Source organism: Pseudomonas sp. DY-1, from assembly GCF_003626975.1.
GTDB lineage: Bacteria > Pseudomonadota > Gammaproteobacteria > Pseudomonadales > Pseudomonadaceae > Metapseudomonas.
In genome coordinates, this window is sequence record NZ_CP032616.1 from 2,619,420 (window position 1) to 2,634,353 (window position 14,934).

Here is a 14,934-nt window from a genome sequence, read left to right on the forward strand (position 1 = left end):
CCCTAACTATCCACTTTGAGCACAGCAAGGAAGGCTTCCTGCGGGATTTCCACGCTGCCGACCTGCTTCATCCGTTTCTTACCGGCCTTCTGCTTTTCCAGCAGCTTTTTCTTGCGACTTACGTCACCGCCGTAGCATTTGGCCAGAACGTTCTTCCTGAGCGCCTTTACGGTAGTCCGTGCAACGATCTGTCCACCGATCGCTGCCTGAATCGCGACGTCGAACATCTGCCGCGGAATCAGTTCCTTCATTTTCTCGGTCAGCGCGCGGCCTTTGTAGTGGGCCTGGTCGCGGTGCACGATGAGTGCCAGGGCATCGACCTTCTCGCCATTGATCAGCACATCCAGCTTCACCAGATTAGCCGGTTCGAAACGATCGAAGCTGTAGTCCAGCGACGCATAGCCACGACTTACCGACTTCAGGCGATCGAAGAAGTCGAGTACCACCTCGTTCATCGGCAGGTCGTAGCAGACCTGGACCTGCGAACTGAGGAATTGCATGTCGCGCTGGACGCCACGCTTCTCGATGCACAGGGTGATGACGTTGCCGAGGTGCTCCTGAGGTACCAGGATGTTGGCGCGGACGATGGGTTCGCGCATTTCGGCGATAGAGGCGAGGTCGGGCAGCTTGGACGGGTTGTCGACGTATATCGTTTCGCCGTTCTTCTGCACGATCTCGAAGACCACGGTCGGCGCGGTGGTGATCAAGTCCAGGTCGTATTCGCGCTCCAGGCGCTCCTGGATGATCTCCATGTGCAGCATGCCGAGGAAGCCGATGCGGAAACCGAAGCCGAGGGCCTCGGAGCTTTCCGGCTCGTACTGCAGGGCCGCGTCGTTCAGGGTCAGCTTCTGCAGAGCTTCACGGAAGTCCTCGAAGTCGTCGGAACTGACCGGGAACAGACCGGCGTAAACCTGCGGCTTGATGCGCTGGAAGCCAGGTAAAACGTCCACGTCCGGAGTGTTGGACAGGGTCAGGGTATCGCCTACCGGTGCACCCAGGATGTCCTTGATACCGGCAATGATAAAACCTACTTCACCGGCCTTGAGGTCAGCCATTTCGGTGTGTTTCGGGGTGAATACGCCCACGCTGTCCACCTGGTGGATCTTGCCGGTGGACTTCACCAGAATCTTGTCGCCCTTCTTCACACGGCCATGCTTGACGCGTACCAGAGAGACTACGCCCAGGTAGTTGTCGAACCAGGAGTCGATGATCAGGGCCTGCAACGGTGCGTCGATCTCGCCTTCCGGAGCCGGGATCACTTCCACCAGGCGCTCCAGCACGTCGATCACACCCATGCCGCTCTTGGCGCTGCAGGGAACGGCGTCGGTGGCGTCGATGCCGATGATGTGTTCGATTTCTTCCTTCACCCGCTCCGGCTCGGCCTGGGGCAGGTCCATCTTGTTCAGCACGGGCATCACTTCCAGGCCCTGCTCGATGGCGGTGTAGCAGTTGGCCACGGACTGGGCTTCAACACCCTGGCCGGCATCCACCACCAGCAGCGCGCCCTCGCAGGCAGCCAGGGAACGGCTGACTTCATAGGTGAAGTCCACGTGGCCGGGGGTGTCGATGAAGTTCAGTTGGTAGGTCTTACCGTTCTGTGCCTTGTAGTGCAGGGTGACGCTGTGGGCCTTGATGGTGATGCCGCGCTCGCGTTCCAGGTCCATGGAGTCCAGTACCTGGGCCTCCATCTCGCGATCGGACAGGCCGCCGCACATCTGGATGAAGCGGTCAGCCAGGGTCGACTTGCCATGGTCGATGTGGGCGATGATGGAGAAATTGCGGATATGACTCAGGTCACTCACAGGTCAACACTCAAAAGAAGCCGCAAGCAGGTTGCTCGCCGAAAAATAGCGGGGGAGTTTACCTGATCGGCGACCTACCCGTCACGCCCATGCGGCGGAAGGCAGAAACGAAAAAGGGCGACCAATGGCCGCCCTCTCCTACTGCAACTGCTTTACTCGGCCAGCTTGAAGGTAATGAAGCTGGCGCGCCCCTGACGCAGGACACGCATGGACACCGAACGATTCTTCGGCAGGTCCTTAGCAACCTGGGTGAACGCCTTGGCAGAAGTGATGGCCTGATTGTTCAGGTGGGTAATCACATCACCCGGACGCAGCCCCATCATGGCAGCCGGACCATCCTGGACTTCCTTGATCACTACGCCGCCCTGGATATCCAGGGACTTTTTCTGCTCATCGGTCAACTCGACCACGCTCACACCGAGGCGATTACTGCTGCGCTCGACGCCGTCGCCGGTCGCGGCCGCCATTCCATCGCCATCCTCCGGAAGCGCGCCAATGGCCATGTCGAGCGACTTGCGGCTACCGCCACGCACTACATCGAGCTTGATCTTGCTACCCGGCTTGAGGTTACCCACCAGATGCGGCAGGTCGGCGGAAACCACGATGGGCTGGCCGTTCATGCTGAGAATGACGTCACCAACCTGCAGACCGCCCTTGGCCGCCGGACCACCTTCCTGGACCTGGGCAACCAGGGCACCGGCCGGCTTGTCCAGGCCGAAGGATTCGGCCAGGTCCTTGTTCACTTCCTGAATCACGACGCCCAGCCAACCGCGGCTGACCTTGCCTTCGGACTTGAGCTGGTCGGCCACGCTCATGGCCACGTCGATCGGGATGGCGAACGACAACCCCATGAAGCCACCGGAGCGGGTGAATATCTGGGAGTTGATGCCGACCACTTCGCCATCCAGGTTGAACAGCGGACCACCGGAGTTACCCGGGTTGATGGCTACGTCGGTCTGGATGAACGGTACATAGTTCTCGTTCGGCAGGCTGCGCCCCTTGGCACTGACGATACCGGCGGTCACCGAATGATCGAAGCCGAAGGGCGAACCAATGGCCAGCACCCAGCTTCCCACCTTGAGCTCGTCGGATTTGCCGATCTTCACGATTGGCAGATCCTTGCCCTCGACCTTCAACAGCGCCACGTCGGTACGCGGATCAGCACCGATCAGCTTGGCTTCCAACTCACTACGATCAGACAGACGCACGATGATCTCGTCGGCATCAGCCACCACATGGTTATTGGTCAGGACATAGCCGTCCTTGGAAATAATGAATCCGGAACCGAGGGACTGCGCCTCGCGCTGGCGGCCACCCTGGGGATTGCGCGGCACTTGCGGCATGTTGCGCTCGAAGAACTCGCGCAGCATGGGCGGCAGGCCTTCCAGGTCAGGCATTACCTGGGCACCGGCCGCACCGCGCTGGGGCAGTTTCTGCCGGGTACTGATGTTGACGACTGCCGGGGACGCCTCTTCGACCAGAGGCGTAAAGTCCGGCAGTTCGGCACGGGCCACGAGGGTTTGACCGAGCAGCAGCAAGGCTGCCACGGCGGTCATGCAGGATTTGAGGTTAAGCATCGACATACAGCTCCCGTCGCATAACGAGTGGTATGAACTCACCGGGCCGCCCGGCCCTGCGAGCAAAACAGAAACACAAAAGCAAAACAGGCCGGGAGCATCAGCTCCAGGCCCGGTGGAACATCGTGAAAAAGACAAGGCGGGAGCCTGGGCTCCCGCACTGCAATTCGGACGCAGATCCTGTAGCAGGGATCATTGTGTCGCAGTGGCCTCCGCTGCCCGCATGGACAGGGCAACCCGTTCGGCCGTTCCCAATGGAATCTCACCGACTACGGTCACCATAACGTCGCCATCTGGCGTACTGACCCGTTTGGACACCATGACTGTCGGCCCTAGCTGACTGCGCGCATCTTCGACGACGGCTCCATGCAGCGGCTCGAGGAATACCGAGAAGCGCGCCAGCCCGTCACTGTAGAGCAGGCTGGACACAGAGTCGGAGGACACCGGACTACGACGCTCCTGGGCACTGGAGAGGCTGAATCCCGGCGGCAGCCATTCGGAACGCCAGTGGGCCGGCTTATCGCCCGGCGCCTCGGTGAGCCGTACAGCCTTGCAAGCGGAGCTGGGCTGCACATCGGCATCAGCCGGAGTCCCAGCGGTATCGATGTTGGTAAACTGGAAGCGTTCCAGAAGCTGCCCCTTGTCGCTGAGGAGCAGGGACTTGAGCGGCAGGCCGGTATCCCGGTCCAGATGCAACTCGAAGCCATAACGATGCTGATCACGCGGGGTCAGGGTCAGCACCGTGGCCGGCCGCCCGGCTACACGTGACTCACCCGCCAGGCGCAGGTCATACCATTCGGAAAGCTGCTTGGCGTCGAGCGCCCTGGCAGGCCAGACTTGGCCATCGGACAACTGATCGGAAAGGGAACCACCCATGCACTGGGTGCGGCCATTAACCCGCACCACTTCCTGGGCCGGCCCATCGAGCTGTAGAAGACGCTCGCGCACCTCCCCACCCTGCTGGACCTGATGCCAGACTTTATGGGTGGAGAAGCTCCCATTTCGCTCGTAGACGAACGTTCCCTGGAAACTCTGGCGCTGCTCCGCGTCAGCGAGGCGCTGCAGCCAGTCCTGAGCGTCGGCGGCCAGAGCTGGTTGAGCCAACCAGCCGCCAAGCAAGATGATTACCGGTAGTGCGCGCATGTTCCTCCTCAGCGGCTCTCCAGACTGGCAGCGCGGGCGTATGGCAGAGCACTATCGCTACCGCTCATGGCCGCCTGCTGCGCGTGTTGCCGCAGGTAAGCCGGCAAGCGCTTCTCATGCCAACCAGAAGACGACTGGGTCGCGCCGATGGGCTGCTGCACCTGCTGGGCATCCTCACTATAGCCAGCCAGCACGGCACCTTGCTGGGCCTGCGGCATGACCATGGCGGGTTGGCCAGCTTGCTGCTGCGCCAGTTGCTGGGTACCTGCGGCTTCGTCCTGGTTGTACAGGCGCACACCTGCCAACACGGCCACAGTCACCGATGCGGCAACAGCAAGGCGACCCAGACTACGCCATGGCCCCCGAACCACCTTGACCGGCGGCGCGGCGTCCTCGGCCAGGGCAGCCGATACGGCAGCTGCGATGTCCAGGCGCGGCTCCAGTAACTCCTTGTGCATCACGGCCCGAGCAATCTGGTAACGCGACCAGGTTGCCCGCAACTCTTGATCTTCGCTGGCGGCGAGAACTCGACGCAGCTCCAGTTCGTCCGCCTCGTTATCCATCACCGCGGACAGCGATTCCTGCAAAGCTTCACGACTCATGGCGGTTCCCCTCTTGGCTGTCGCCGCTGTCTCAGGTTCCATGCAACAGAGGTTGCAAGGCTTTATCGATGGCTTCCCGCGCCCTGAAGATGCGGGATCGCACAGTACCGACCGGACACTGCATGACACTCGCAATGTCTTCGTAACTAAGTCCGTCGAACTCACGCAAGGTCAACGCCGTACGCAAGTCTTCTGGCAGTTGCTGGATGCTCCGGTGCACTGTGGCCTCGATCTCGTCGCGGAGCAGGGCTCGCTCTGGCGACTCGATATCCTTGAGGGCGTGGTCGCCGTCATAAAACTCGGCGTCCTCAGCACTTACATCGCTATCTGGCGGGCGTCTGCCACGCGCTACCAGATGGTTCTTCGCCGTGTTGATGGCGATACGGTACAGCCACGTATAAAACGCACTGTCGCCGCGGAAGTTTCCGAGCGCACGATAAGCCTTGATGAAGGCTTCCTGGGCTACGTCCTGGGCTTCCTGGGCGTCGTGCACGAACCGCACGATCAACCCGAGAATCTTGTGCTGGTATTTCAGCACCAGCAGATCGAAAGCCCGCTTGTCGCCTCGCTGCACCCGTTCGACCAGTTGCTGATCCTCTTCCTGGGTTAGCATGAACACTCCTCATCGATCTCGAAGGGGTGTTGCGCCAGCCAGTGGATCGGCTTGCCAAAATAGACTCGGGCGTTGCGCAAAAGTTCTCCCCTCCAAGCAAGCTTCCTGCAGATTGTTTTTTCATCTGCACGGAATGACGCAGCAGGGCTCGCGGCCGTGCTGCGCCGAATATAAGTCGCTTGATCTACAGGCATCCGGGTTGCACAGTTCAAGTGCATTCGTTGCATGAGTGTAAGCAAGCACCGTCTCTTCAAAATGGTGACCCTGAATGGAACCCGAACGACTAAAAAAGTTCCGTAGCACCATGCATGGTCATAAGCGCGCTATTGTGCCGTCCACCCCAGCTATATACTAGCCGCCGCTTTTTTCGCGGGAACCGACATGAGCCAACATTTCCAGCATGACGTACTGGTCATCGGCAGCGGCGCCGCCGGCCTGACCCTGGCCCTTACCCTGCCCTCGCACCTGAACATCGTGGTCCTGAGCAAGGCCGATCTCAGCAATGGTTCGACCTATTGGGCCCAAGGTGGTGTCGCCGCCGTGCTGGATGATACCGACACCGTTGACTCCCACGTCGAGGACACCCTCGTGGCCGGTGCCGGCCTGTGTCGCGAAGACGCCGTGCGCTTCACGGTAGAACACAGCCGCGCGGCCATCCAATGGCTGATCGACCAGGGCGTGCCGTTCACCCGCGACGACGAAAGCGCCCGCGAAGACGGCGGCTTCGAGTTCCACCTGACCCGCGAAGGCGGTCACAGCCATCGGCGCATCATCCATGCCGCCGACGCCACCGGCGCCGCCATCTTCAATACGCTGCTGGAACAGGCCAAGAAACGGCCCAACATCCAGTTGCTGGAGCAACGGGTGGCCGTCGACCTGATCACCGAGCGCAAGCTCGGCCGCGAGGGCCAGCGCTGCCTGGGCGCGTATGTACTGAACCGCAACAATGGTGAAGTGGATACCTTTCACGCCCGCTTCACGGTGCTCGCCTCCGGAGGCGCCGCCAAAGTCTACCTCTATACGAGCAATCCCGATGGTGCGTGCGGCGACGGTATCGCCATGGCCTGGCGCGCCGGCTGCCGGGTAGGCAACCTGGAGTTCAACCAGTTCCACCCCACCTGCCTCTATCACCCGCAAGCCAAGAGTTTCCTGATCACAGAAGCGGTACGGGGCGAGGGTGGACTGCTCAAGCTGCCCAACGGCGAGCGCTTCATGCAGCGCTTCCATCCGCGTGCCGAACTGGCCCCGCGCGATGTCGTGGCCCGGGCCATCGACCATGAGATGAAGCGCCTCGGCGTGGACTGCGTCTATCTGGACATCAGCCACAAACCAGCCGAGTTCGTGAAGAGCCACTTCCCCACTGTCTACGAACGCTGCCTGGACTTCGGCATCGACATCACCCGCGAGCCCATCCCGGTAGTTCCCGCGGCCCACTACACTTGCGGCGGCGTGGTGGTGGACAAGTTCGGGCGCACTGACATTCCCGGTCTCTACGCCATTGGCGAGACCAGCTTCACCGGCCTGCACGGTGCCAACCGCATGGCCAGCAACTCCCTGCTGGAGTGCTTCGTCTACGGCCGCTCGGCAGCGGAAGACATGCTCGGCCAGTTGGAGGCTGTACAAATGCCCACCAACCTGCCGACCTGGGACGCCAGCCAGGTAACCGACTCGGACGAGGACGTGATCATCGCCCACAACTGGGACGAACTGCGGCGCTTCATGTGGGACTACGTGGGCATCGTGCGTACCAACAAGCGCCTGCAGCGCGCCCAGCACCGGGTACGCCTGCTGCTCAGTGAAATCGACGAGTTCTACAGCAACTACAAAGTCAGCCGCGACCTGATCGAACTGCGCAACCTGGCGCAGGTGGCGGAACTGATCATCCGCTCTGCCATGCAACGCCACGAGAGCCGTGGCCTGCACTACACACTGGATTATCCGGACCTGCTTCCGGAAGCCAGGGACACTATCCTGGCTCCGTCCACCTTCGGCGACTGAATCCCAGCCTCACCCGCAACCGGCGGTGCTGCTCCCGATCGAGCGCATCCGCCGGAATGCATAAACCACCGCTCCGGAGCGTTCCTGGAACCCGAAAGCGCAGGATCACCGCCAGCGGTAACGCCATGCTGTCAGGGCGCAAGCGCACCGGCGTCCAGCCATCCACAGCTCGCCATAACTGCCAGCCATCGTCGTTCAGGCGTAATCCGGTAAAAGCCTTGGGGGACGTCAGGAGAATCTGCCTGGGCAGGCACCAGGCTGCGTGAGCCACGCAGGCAAGAAGGCCGCCCATCCGCGCCCAATGCGGTATGTCGGCAAGCGACAAGGCCAGAACGGCCAGGAATGACAGGATCAGGTAGAGCACCAGCAGGCGCCGCGACGGGCGCCAGTGGCATTCGAAGGCGTTACTTGGGCTGGACACGGTCCAGAATCATGCGAACCATGCGGCGCAAATCCGCATCTTCCGGCTCACCGCGCTGCATGAACCAGCCGAACATGTCCTGGTCTTCGCATTCCAGCAGTTTGCGGTAGCGGGCCTGGTCTTCGGCGTCGAGACTCGGATAGACCTCCTTCACGAAGGGGACGAGGAGCACGTCCAGTTCAAGCATGCCGCGACGGCTGTGCCAGAAGAGTCGGTTCAGTTCAATTGAGTCGGCCATCACAGCGCCTCCAGGAATGAGGCGCGCATTATAACCACAGCCGCCGCCCCGGGCACCCGCTGACAAGCCACCGGCGGGACTCTATGATGGCGCCCCAGACTTTTATCCAGCGATCCGCAATGGCCGACTCAGCATTCTTCTGTCCGCTCACCCATGAAGGCCTGCTCGCCGTCCGCGGCGTGGATGCCGCGAAATTCCTCCAGGGCCAGGTTACCTGCAACCTCAACTACCTGGACCAGGCCACCAGCAGCCTGGGCGCCCGTTGCACGCCAAAGGGCCGGATGACGTCCAGCTTCCGCATCCTCATCGAAGGCGAGGGTCTTCTCCTGGCCATGGCCAACGAGCTGGTCGAAACCCAACTGGCCGACCTGAAGAAATATGCCGTCTTCTCCAAGTCCACCTTGACCGACGAAAGCGCTGACTGGGTACGGTTTGGGCTCAGCCAGGGGGATGGGGTGCTACTTGCCCTGGGTCTCGACCTGCCACAGACCTCCGACAGCGTCGCCCGTGAGGGCAAGCTGATTGCCGTGCGCCTGGCCGACGGCCGCGTTGAGCTCTGGGCGCCCAAAGCCGAAGCCGCCACTCTGGAAGCCCGCCTGGCTGCGCAGCTGCCGCAAGCGCCGCTGGATGCCTGGCTGCTGGCCCAGGTGCGCGCTGGCATTGGCCAAGTGTTCGGCGCCACCCGCGAGCAGTTCATTCCGCAGATGATCAATCTCCAGGCCCTGGGCGGCGTCAGCTTCAAGAAAGGCTGCTATACGGGCCAGGAAATCGTTGCCCGCATGCAGTACCTGGGCAAACTCAAGCGCCGCCTCTACCGACTGGCTCTGGCCGCGGGCGAGCTGCCCCAGGCCGGCGCCGAACTTTATTCCCCGGTACACCAGAGCTCCGTGGGCGAAGTGGTGCTGGCAGCCCCGGCGCCGAACGGCTGCGAACTGCTCGCCGTGCTTCAGGAAGACGCCGTGAGCGATGGCCGCATCCACCTCGGCACCGCCGATGGCCCGGCACTAAACCTGCTCGACCTGCCCTATACCCTGGACGCCGACCGCGAAATTCAACGCTAGGTTTGTACGAAAGGCCGCCGAGCGAGGTCAGGCAAGGCGAAGTCGGCCGAAGAAGCACGGTTTGCATGTTGTAAATGAGCCTTCTGAGACCGACTTCAACGCAGCATCACTGAGCGCAGGCACTTTTCGTACATCACCTCCCCCTTCCGGCCACTGACGAGACATTCAATGAGCAAGCTTGCCGACAAAGTCCTACAAGACCTCACCAAAGCCATCGAATGCGATGAACTGGTGCTGCCGACCCTGCCGGAAGTGGCGCTGAAGGTGCGCGAAACTGCCGAAGACCCGAACTCCGGCATCCAGGACCTGGCCAAGGTCATCGGCAACGACGCCGCGCTGACCGCCCGAATCATCAAGGTGGTGAATAGCCCGCTGCTGCGTACCAGCAAGGAAATCACCGACCTGCAGATGGCTATCAGCCGTCTCGGCATCAACTACACCAGCAACCTCGCCACAGGCCTGGCCATGGAGCAGATGTTCCAGGCCACCACCGATGTGGTCGACCGCAAGATGCGCGAGGTCTGGAACAAGAGCACTGAAATCGCTGGAATCTGCCACGTGCTCTGCCGCCACTACACCCGCCTGATGCCCGACCAGGCCACCCTGGCCGGTCTGGTGCACCAGATTGGCGTACTGCCAATCCTCACCTATGCCGAAGAGCACAACGAGTTGCTGGCGGACTCCATCAGCCTCAACCACGTGATCGAGCGTATTCACCCGCTCATCGGCGACCGCATCCTGCGCGCCTGGGAATTCCCCGAGCCGATCGCCGCGGTTCCCAGCCAATACCTGGACTTCAGCCGCAACTCGGCCCGCGTCGACTACATCGACATCGTCCAGGTCGCCACCCTGCAGAGCTACCTCGGCAGCGAGCATCCCTACACCCAGCTGGACTGGGCCAATGTGCCCGCCTTCGCCAAGCTCGGCCTCGACCCGAACGTCGACATGCAGGCTGACGAAGACCTCTCTGCCGCCATGGAAGCGGCCATGGGCATGCTCCAGTAAACACCCACGCGCATTCATCCATCCGGCGCTAGACTCAGCCTTCTTCTGACGTCGCTGGATGGATCCGGATGCGCGTACTCCTTCTCGCCCTCTGCCTGCTGTGCCACTGCTTCGCCGCCGCGGAAGAGCTTCGCCTGACCAACGGCGAATGGGCGCCCTACCTTGGGGCCAAGCTACCTCACCAGGGCGTGGCATCGCGCATAGTCGAAGAAGCGTTCGCCCTGGAGGGCGTCAAGGTGCAGTGGGAGTTCTATCCCTGGGCCCGCTCGATGCACCTGGCCGAACGCGGCGAGCGCGCCGGCACCGCCGTCTGGCTGCGCAGCCCGGAACGGGAGCAACGCTTTTTCATCAGTGACCCGGTCGTGGAAAGCAGCTACTACCTCTTCCACCGTAAGGATCGCCCCCTCGACTGGACACACATCGCCGACCTCAAGGGAGTACGCCTGGGCGGCGCAATTGGCTATGACTACGGGACGACCTTCCAGCAGGCCGAGCGCAGCGGCCAGATCCAGGTCAAGCGCCTGAGCGGCGAGGAACAGGGCCTGCGCATGGTGCTTGCCGGACGGCTCGACGCATTTCCCATGGACAAGGTGGTCGCCTTCGCCCTGCTCAATGACAGGTTCAGCTCCACCGATCGCAAGCAAATGAGCTTCCATCCGCTGCCGCTGCGCAGCGACAGCCTGCACCTGATGCTCTCCCGCGAGGTGCCCGGCAATGCCGAGCTGATCGTCCGCTTCAACCAGGGTCTGGCCCGATTGCGCGAAAGCGGCAAGGTTGCCCAGTACCTGATGGAAGTCCAGCAGCCGCTGAGCCTGGCGCCTTGAATGTAGGGGCGATTTCAATCGCCAAGCAATCCGCAGGTTCGCCCAGCAAACTAAAGGGGGGCAGCTGCACCGCCCTTGGCGAATGAGTTCCCCCCCACAGGGGTTCAGCCTCGATACCAAATCAGGCCGGAGGGAAACTCACCCGTACCTTCAATCCGCCGCTGTCGCCATCGTGCAGGCTGATCTCCGCCTGATGGGCGCGGCAGATCTCACCGACGATGGCCAGACCCAGCCCTGCGCCGCCACTCTGGGCATTGCGGCGATAGAAGCGCTGGAACACCTTGTCGCGCTCCTCCGGTGGAATACCGCTGCCGTCGTCTTCGACTTCCAGCAAAGCAGGAGAACGCACCCGAAGGATCACATTGCCGCCCTTGGGCGTATGGGCCAGTGCGTTGTCCACCAGGTTGCAGAGCAGTTCATTGAGCAAGGTCGGCTCGCCCATTACCCAGACCTGATCTTCCGCCTCCAGGGCGAGTGCGATACCACGTGCGTGCGCCAGGGGCGCCAGCGCCATGCCCAGTTCCCGGGCCAGTTGGCCCAGTTCGATGCGCTCAGCACCGCCTTCGGCAATGGCCCGCGCACCGCTTTCGATACGTGCCAGGGACAACAACTGATTGGCCAGGTGGGTCAGGCGGTCGGTGTTCTGCGCCGCCTCCTCAAGGGTCGAGCGCCAAACCGCCGGTTCGTGCTCACGCAAGCCTAACTCCACCCGGGCCTTGAGGGCGGCCAGCGGCGTACGCAATTCGTGGGAAGCGTCGGCAATGAAGTCCGCCTGGCGCTGGAACAGCCCGCGCAGACGTTCGGTGAACTGATTCAGCGCATCCACCAGTGGACGCAATTCGCGCTGTACCGCCACTTCCGGCAACGGGCGAAGATCATCCACCTGACGCTCTTCCACCGCCAGGCGCAACTTGTTCAGCGGCCGGAGCGCAGCGCTAACCGCCAGCCAGACCAGCACCAGCGCCGCCACTACCAGCAACACCAGGCGCCACAGACTATCCACCAGCAGCCCCCTCGCCAGGCGCTCCCGTGCGCTTTCGGTTTCGGCCACGCGGATCTCCGCGATGCCATTCAGCCTGGGCTCGCTCACCGGCTGCAGCAGGCTTACCACCCGCACGCCCGTGCCTTCGTACTCGGCATCATAGAAGCGCGCCAGCGCCGGGTAATCGTCCGTACGAGGCGTACCCGGCGGCGGTGCCGGCAGGTGGTCGTAGCCGGAAACCAGCTTCCCGTCCGGGTCGATCACCTGGTAGAAAATGCGGCCGGCGCTGTCGTACGCGAAGACATCGAGCGCCACATAGGGCACGTCGGCCTTCAGGCGACCATCGGTCTCGTAGAGGCCATCGGCGATGGCTCGCGCCGAAGCCAGCAGAGTGCGGTCGTAGGCAGTATCGGCGGCTTCGCGGGCATTCCAGTAGGAACTCAGGCTGGCGATCAGCAGCAACGCACCCAGCATCAACGCCAAGCGCCGCAGCAGCCGTCCGCGCAGGCTGCCGGCTTCACGCATCCTGGCTCTCCAGCAGGTAGCCCAGGCCACGGAAAGTCACGATACGCACTGCGCTGCCCTCCAGCTTCTTGCGCAGGCGATGGATGTAGATCTCGATTGCGTCGGGACTGGCCTCCTCGTCGAGGCCGAATACCTGGGAAGCCAGTTGCTCCTTGCTCATCACTCGCCCCGGCCGGGCAATCAACGCTTCCAGCACAGACTGCTCCCGTGAGGTCAGGCTGAGGATTTCGTCCGCCAGGCTGAAGCGCCGCGTGCCCAGGTCATACACCAGGACGCCGCAGCGCTGTTGTTGCTCGCCACCGAGAACGCTACGGCGCAGCAGCGCTTTCACCCGCGCTTCCAGCTCGGTCAGTTCGAAAGGCTTGGCCAGGTAATCGTCGGCACCGAGATTCAGGCCATGGACCCGGTCCTTCACCTCTCCCCGGGCGGTCAGCATCAGCACCGGCAGCGTCTTGCCGCGTCCGCGCAAACGCGCCAGCACCTCGAAACCGTCCATGCGCGGCAAGCCAACGTCCAGCACCGCCAGCGCGTATTCCTCGCTGGCAAGTGCCAGGTCGGCGGCGACGCCGTCGTGCAATACGTCCACCGTCCAACCCGCGCCCTTGAGCACTTGGGCAACGCTCTCAGCCAACTGTGGATGGTCTTCGACCAACAGGATGCGCACGACAAATTCTCCGAAATGGCAGCGATCGCTCAGAAGTTTAACGGTGCTCCGGCCTCTGTGAACGACATGACGACTTTCTTTCACGCTGAAAGGCTGGCGAAAGTTTCACTGCATAGCATCGCGACAGGGTGGCAAGTACCACCCAATAAAAGTCGGCCCGTGGTTGCGCCGGCTTACAAGAACAACAATGGAGACCACTCGATGCTCACTGCCGCACGGCAGGCGCATGCGCCTGTTCGCACCCTCAGTCTCGCCATCGCTGGCTGCACCCTGGCCACCCAGGCCCATGCCGAGTTTTTCAAGGACAGCTCGGCGACCCTCGAAGCCCGCAACATCTACCTGAATCGCGACTTTCGCGATGGCAGTGGCCAGTCCAAGCGCGAAGAATGGGCGCAAGGCTTCATCCTCAATCTTGAATCCGGCTACACCGAAGGCACGGTCGGCGTGGGCCTCGACGCCCTTGGCATGCTCGGTATCAAGCTCGACTCAGGCCCCGGCCGCAGCGGCACGGACCTGCTTCCGGTGCAGGACGACGGCGGCACCCCGGACGAGTACAGCAAGCTCGGCCTGACCGCGAAAATCCGCGCTTCAAAGAGCGAGCTGCGGCTGGGAACGCACATTCCCGAGCTGCCGGTTGTTAAAGCCAGCGACAGCCGCATTCTGCCCCAGGTATTCGAGGGTGGGCTGCTCACTTCGAAGGAGATCAGCAACCTGACCTTCACCGGCGGGCGCCTGTCGGAGGTCAAGGATCGCGCTTCCACCAACTCCGAAGACCTGGCCATCAGCAACAAGAACAAGCGCTTCGCCGCAGCCGCCACTGGGGATCACTTCGATCTGGCCGGCGCCGATTACGCCTTCAACAAGCAGTTCACCGGCCGCTATTACTTCGCCGAACTGGACGACGTCTACCGCCAGAACTTCTTTGGCCTGCTGGCCATCCAGCCCCTCGGCGCGGGCACCCTGAGTGCCGACCTGCGCTATGCCATCAGCGCTGACGTCGGCCGAGCCGAGGCCGGCAAGGTGGACAACCGCGCCCTCAACGGCATGGTCAGCTACGGCCAGGGCAGCCACAAGTTCGGCCTGGGCTACCAGCGCATGAGCGGCGACACCGGCTTCGCCTACATCGACGGCAGCGACCCGTTCCTCATCAACTTCGTGCAGATCAACGACTTCGCCAATGCCGACCAACGCTCCTGGCAAGCCCGCTATGACCTGGACTTTGCCGCCATGGGCGTGCCGGGCCTGAGTTTCATGACCCGCTACATCACCAGCGACAACGCCGAGGTCACCAACAGCCTTGAAGAAGGCCGCGAGTGGGAACGCGATGTCGAGTTCAAGTACGTGGTGCCGAGCGGCAGCCTTAAGAACCTCACCTTCCGCGCCCGCCACGCAGGATTCCGCTCCACCTTCGCCCGCGATGCGGATGAACTGCGCCTGATCGTCAGTTACGCACTGCCGATCTGGTGAACCACAATAAAA

At 62.4% G+C, this 14,934-nt stretch carries 14 protein-coding genes; 5 read left to right on the forward strand and 9 right to left on the reverse strand.

Annotated elements, in window-relative coordinates:
- Positions 1 to 2 precede the first annotated feature (2 nt).
- From lepA to rpoE, 5 genes are all read right to left on the reverse strand, one after another.
- A complete protein-coding gene (gene lepA, locus D6Z43_RS12415; protein ID WP_120652498.1) occupies positions 3 to 1,802 on the reverse strand; it encodes a translation elongation factor 4 in 1,800 nt (599 codons plus the stop codon).
- Positions 1,803 to 1,954: 152 nt separating this feature from the next.
- Complete coding sequence (locus D6Z43_RS12420; RefSeq protein ID WP_120652499.1) at positions 1,955 to 3,379, reverse strand: DegQ family serine endoprotease; 1,425 nt, start codon at positions 3,377 to 3,379, stop codon at positions 1,955 to 1,957.
- A gap of 192 nt (positions 3,380 to 3,571) precedes the next feature.
- Entirely contained in the window at positions 3,572 to 4,522 is a 951-nt protein-coding gene (locus tag D6Z43_RS12425) for a MucB/RseB C-terminal domain-containing protein (RefSeq protein WP_120652500.1), read from the reverse strand.
- 8 nt (positions 4,523 to 4,530) lie between these two features.
- The gene (locus D6Z43_RS12430; RefSeq protein ID WP_120652501.1) at positions 4,531 to 5,124 is read right to left on the reverse strand and encodes an RseA family anti-sigma factor; all 594 of its coding nucleotides are present in this window, start codon (positions 5,122 to 5,124) and stop codon (positions 4,531 to 4,533) included.
- Between the two features lie 31 nt (positions 5,125 to 5,155).
- Entirely contained in the window at positions 5,156 to 5,737 is a 582-nt protein-coding gene (gene rpoE, locus D6Z43_RS12435) for an RNA polymerase sigma factor RpoE (RefSeq protein WP_077527424.1), read from the reverse strand.
- 381 nt (positions 5,738 to 6,118) lie between these two features.
- Between rpoE and nadB the strand changes: the two genes are divergently transcribed.
- Positions 6,119 to 7,735, forward strand: coding sequence for an L-aspartate oxidase (gene nadB / locus D6Z43_RS12440; protein WP_120652502.1), 1,617 nt, complete (start codon positions 6,119 to 6,121; stop codon positions 7,733 to 7,735).
- On the opposite strand, the gene D6Z43_RS12445 is transcribed toward nadB, so the two are convergent.
- Positions 7,704 to 8,156, reverse strand: coding sequence for a protein YgfX (locus D6Z43_RS12445; protein ID WP_120652503.1), 453 nt, complete (start codon positions 8,154 to 8,156; stop codon positions 7,704 to 7,706). The two genes, nadB and D6Z43_RS12445, sit on opposite strands and share 32 nt — an antisense overlap.
- The gene (locus D6Z43_RS12450) at positions 8,140 to 8,394 is read right to left on the reverse strand and encodes a succinate dehydrogenase assembly factor 2 (RefSeq protein ID WP_028626345.1); all 255 of its coding nucleotides are present in this window, start codon (positions 8,392 to 8,394) and stop codon (positions 8,140 to 8,142) included. The genes D6Z43_RS12445 and D6Z43_RS12450 overlap by 17 nt, the downstream gene beginning before the upstream one ends.
- Before the next feature lie 119 nt (positions 8,395 to 8,513).
- On the opposite strand from D6Z43_RS12450, the gene D6Z43_RS12455 reads away from it, so the two are divergent.
- From D6Z43_RS12455 to D6Z43_RS12465, 3 genes are all read left to right on the forward strand, one after another.
- Positions 8,514 to 9,455 carry a folate-binding protein YgfZ gene (locus tag D6Z43_RS12455; protein WP_120652504.1) on the forward strand — a complete coding sequence of 314 codons (942 nt, stop codon included), beginning with the start codon at positions 8,514 to 8,516 and terminating at the stop codon, positions 9,453 to 9,455.
- Between the two features lie 168 nt (positions 9,456 to 9,623).
- Positions 9,624 to 10,460, forward strand: coding sequence for an HDOD domain-containing protein (locus tag D6Z43_RS12460; protein WP_120652505.1), 837 nt, complete (start codon positions 9,624 to 9,626; stop codon positions 10,458 to 10,460).
- 68 nt (positions 10,461 to 10,528) lie between these two features.
- Complete coding sequence (locus D6Z43_RS12465) at positions 10,529 to 11,284, forward strand: ABC transporter substrate-binding protein (RefSeq protein ID WP_120652506.1); 756 nt, start codon at positions 10,529 to 10,531, stop codon at positions 11,282 to 11,284.
- 121 nt (positions 11,285 to 11,405) lie between these two features.
- Here D6Z43_RS12465 and D6Z43_RS12470 read toward each other — a convergent pair whose 3' ends face one another.
- Both D6Z43_RS12470 and D6Z43_RS12475 read right to left on the reverse strand, forming a co-directional pair.
- Entirely contained in the window at positions 11,406 to 12,791 is a 1,386-nt protein-coding gene (locus tag D6Z43_RS12470; RefSeq protein ID WP_120652507.1) for a sensor histidine kinase, read from the reverse strand.
- Entirely contained in the window at positions 12,784 to 13,455 is a 672-nt protein-coding gene (locus D6Z43_RS12475; RefSeq protein WP_120652508.1) for a response regulator, read from the reverse strand. The genes D6Z43_RS12470 and D6Z43_RS12475 overlap by 8 nt, the downstream gene beginning before the upstream one ends.
- A 201-nt stretch (positions 13,456 to 13,656) precedes the next feature.
- Between D6Z43_RS12475 and D6Z43_RS12480 the strand changes: the two genes are divergently transcribed.
- Positions 13,657 to 14,922, forward strand: a complete 1,266-nt coding sequence (locus tag D6Z43_RS12480) for an OprD family porin (RefSeq protein WP_120652509.1) — start codon at positions 13,657 to 13,659, stop codon at positions 14,920 to 14,922.
- The last annotated feature ends 12 nt before the right edge of the window (positions 14,923 to 14,934 follow it).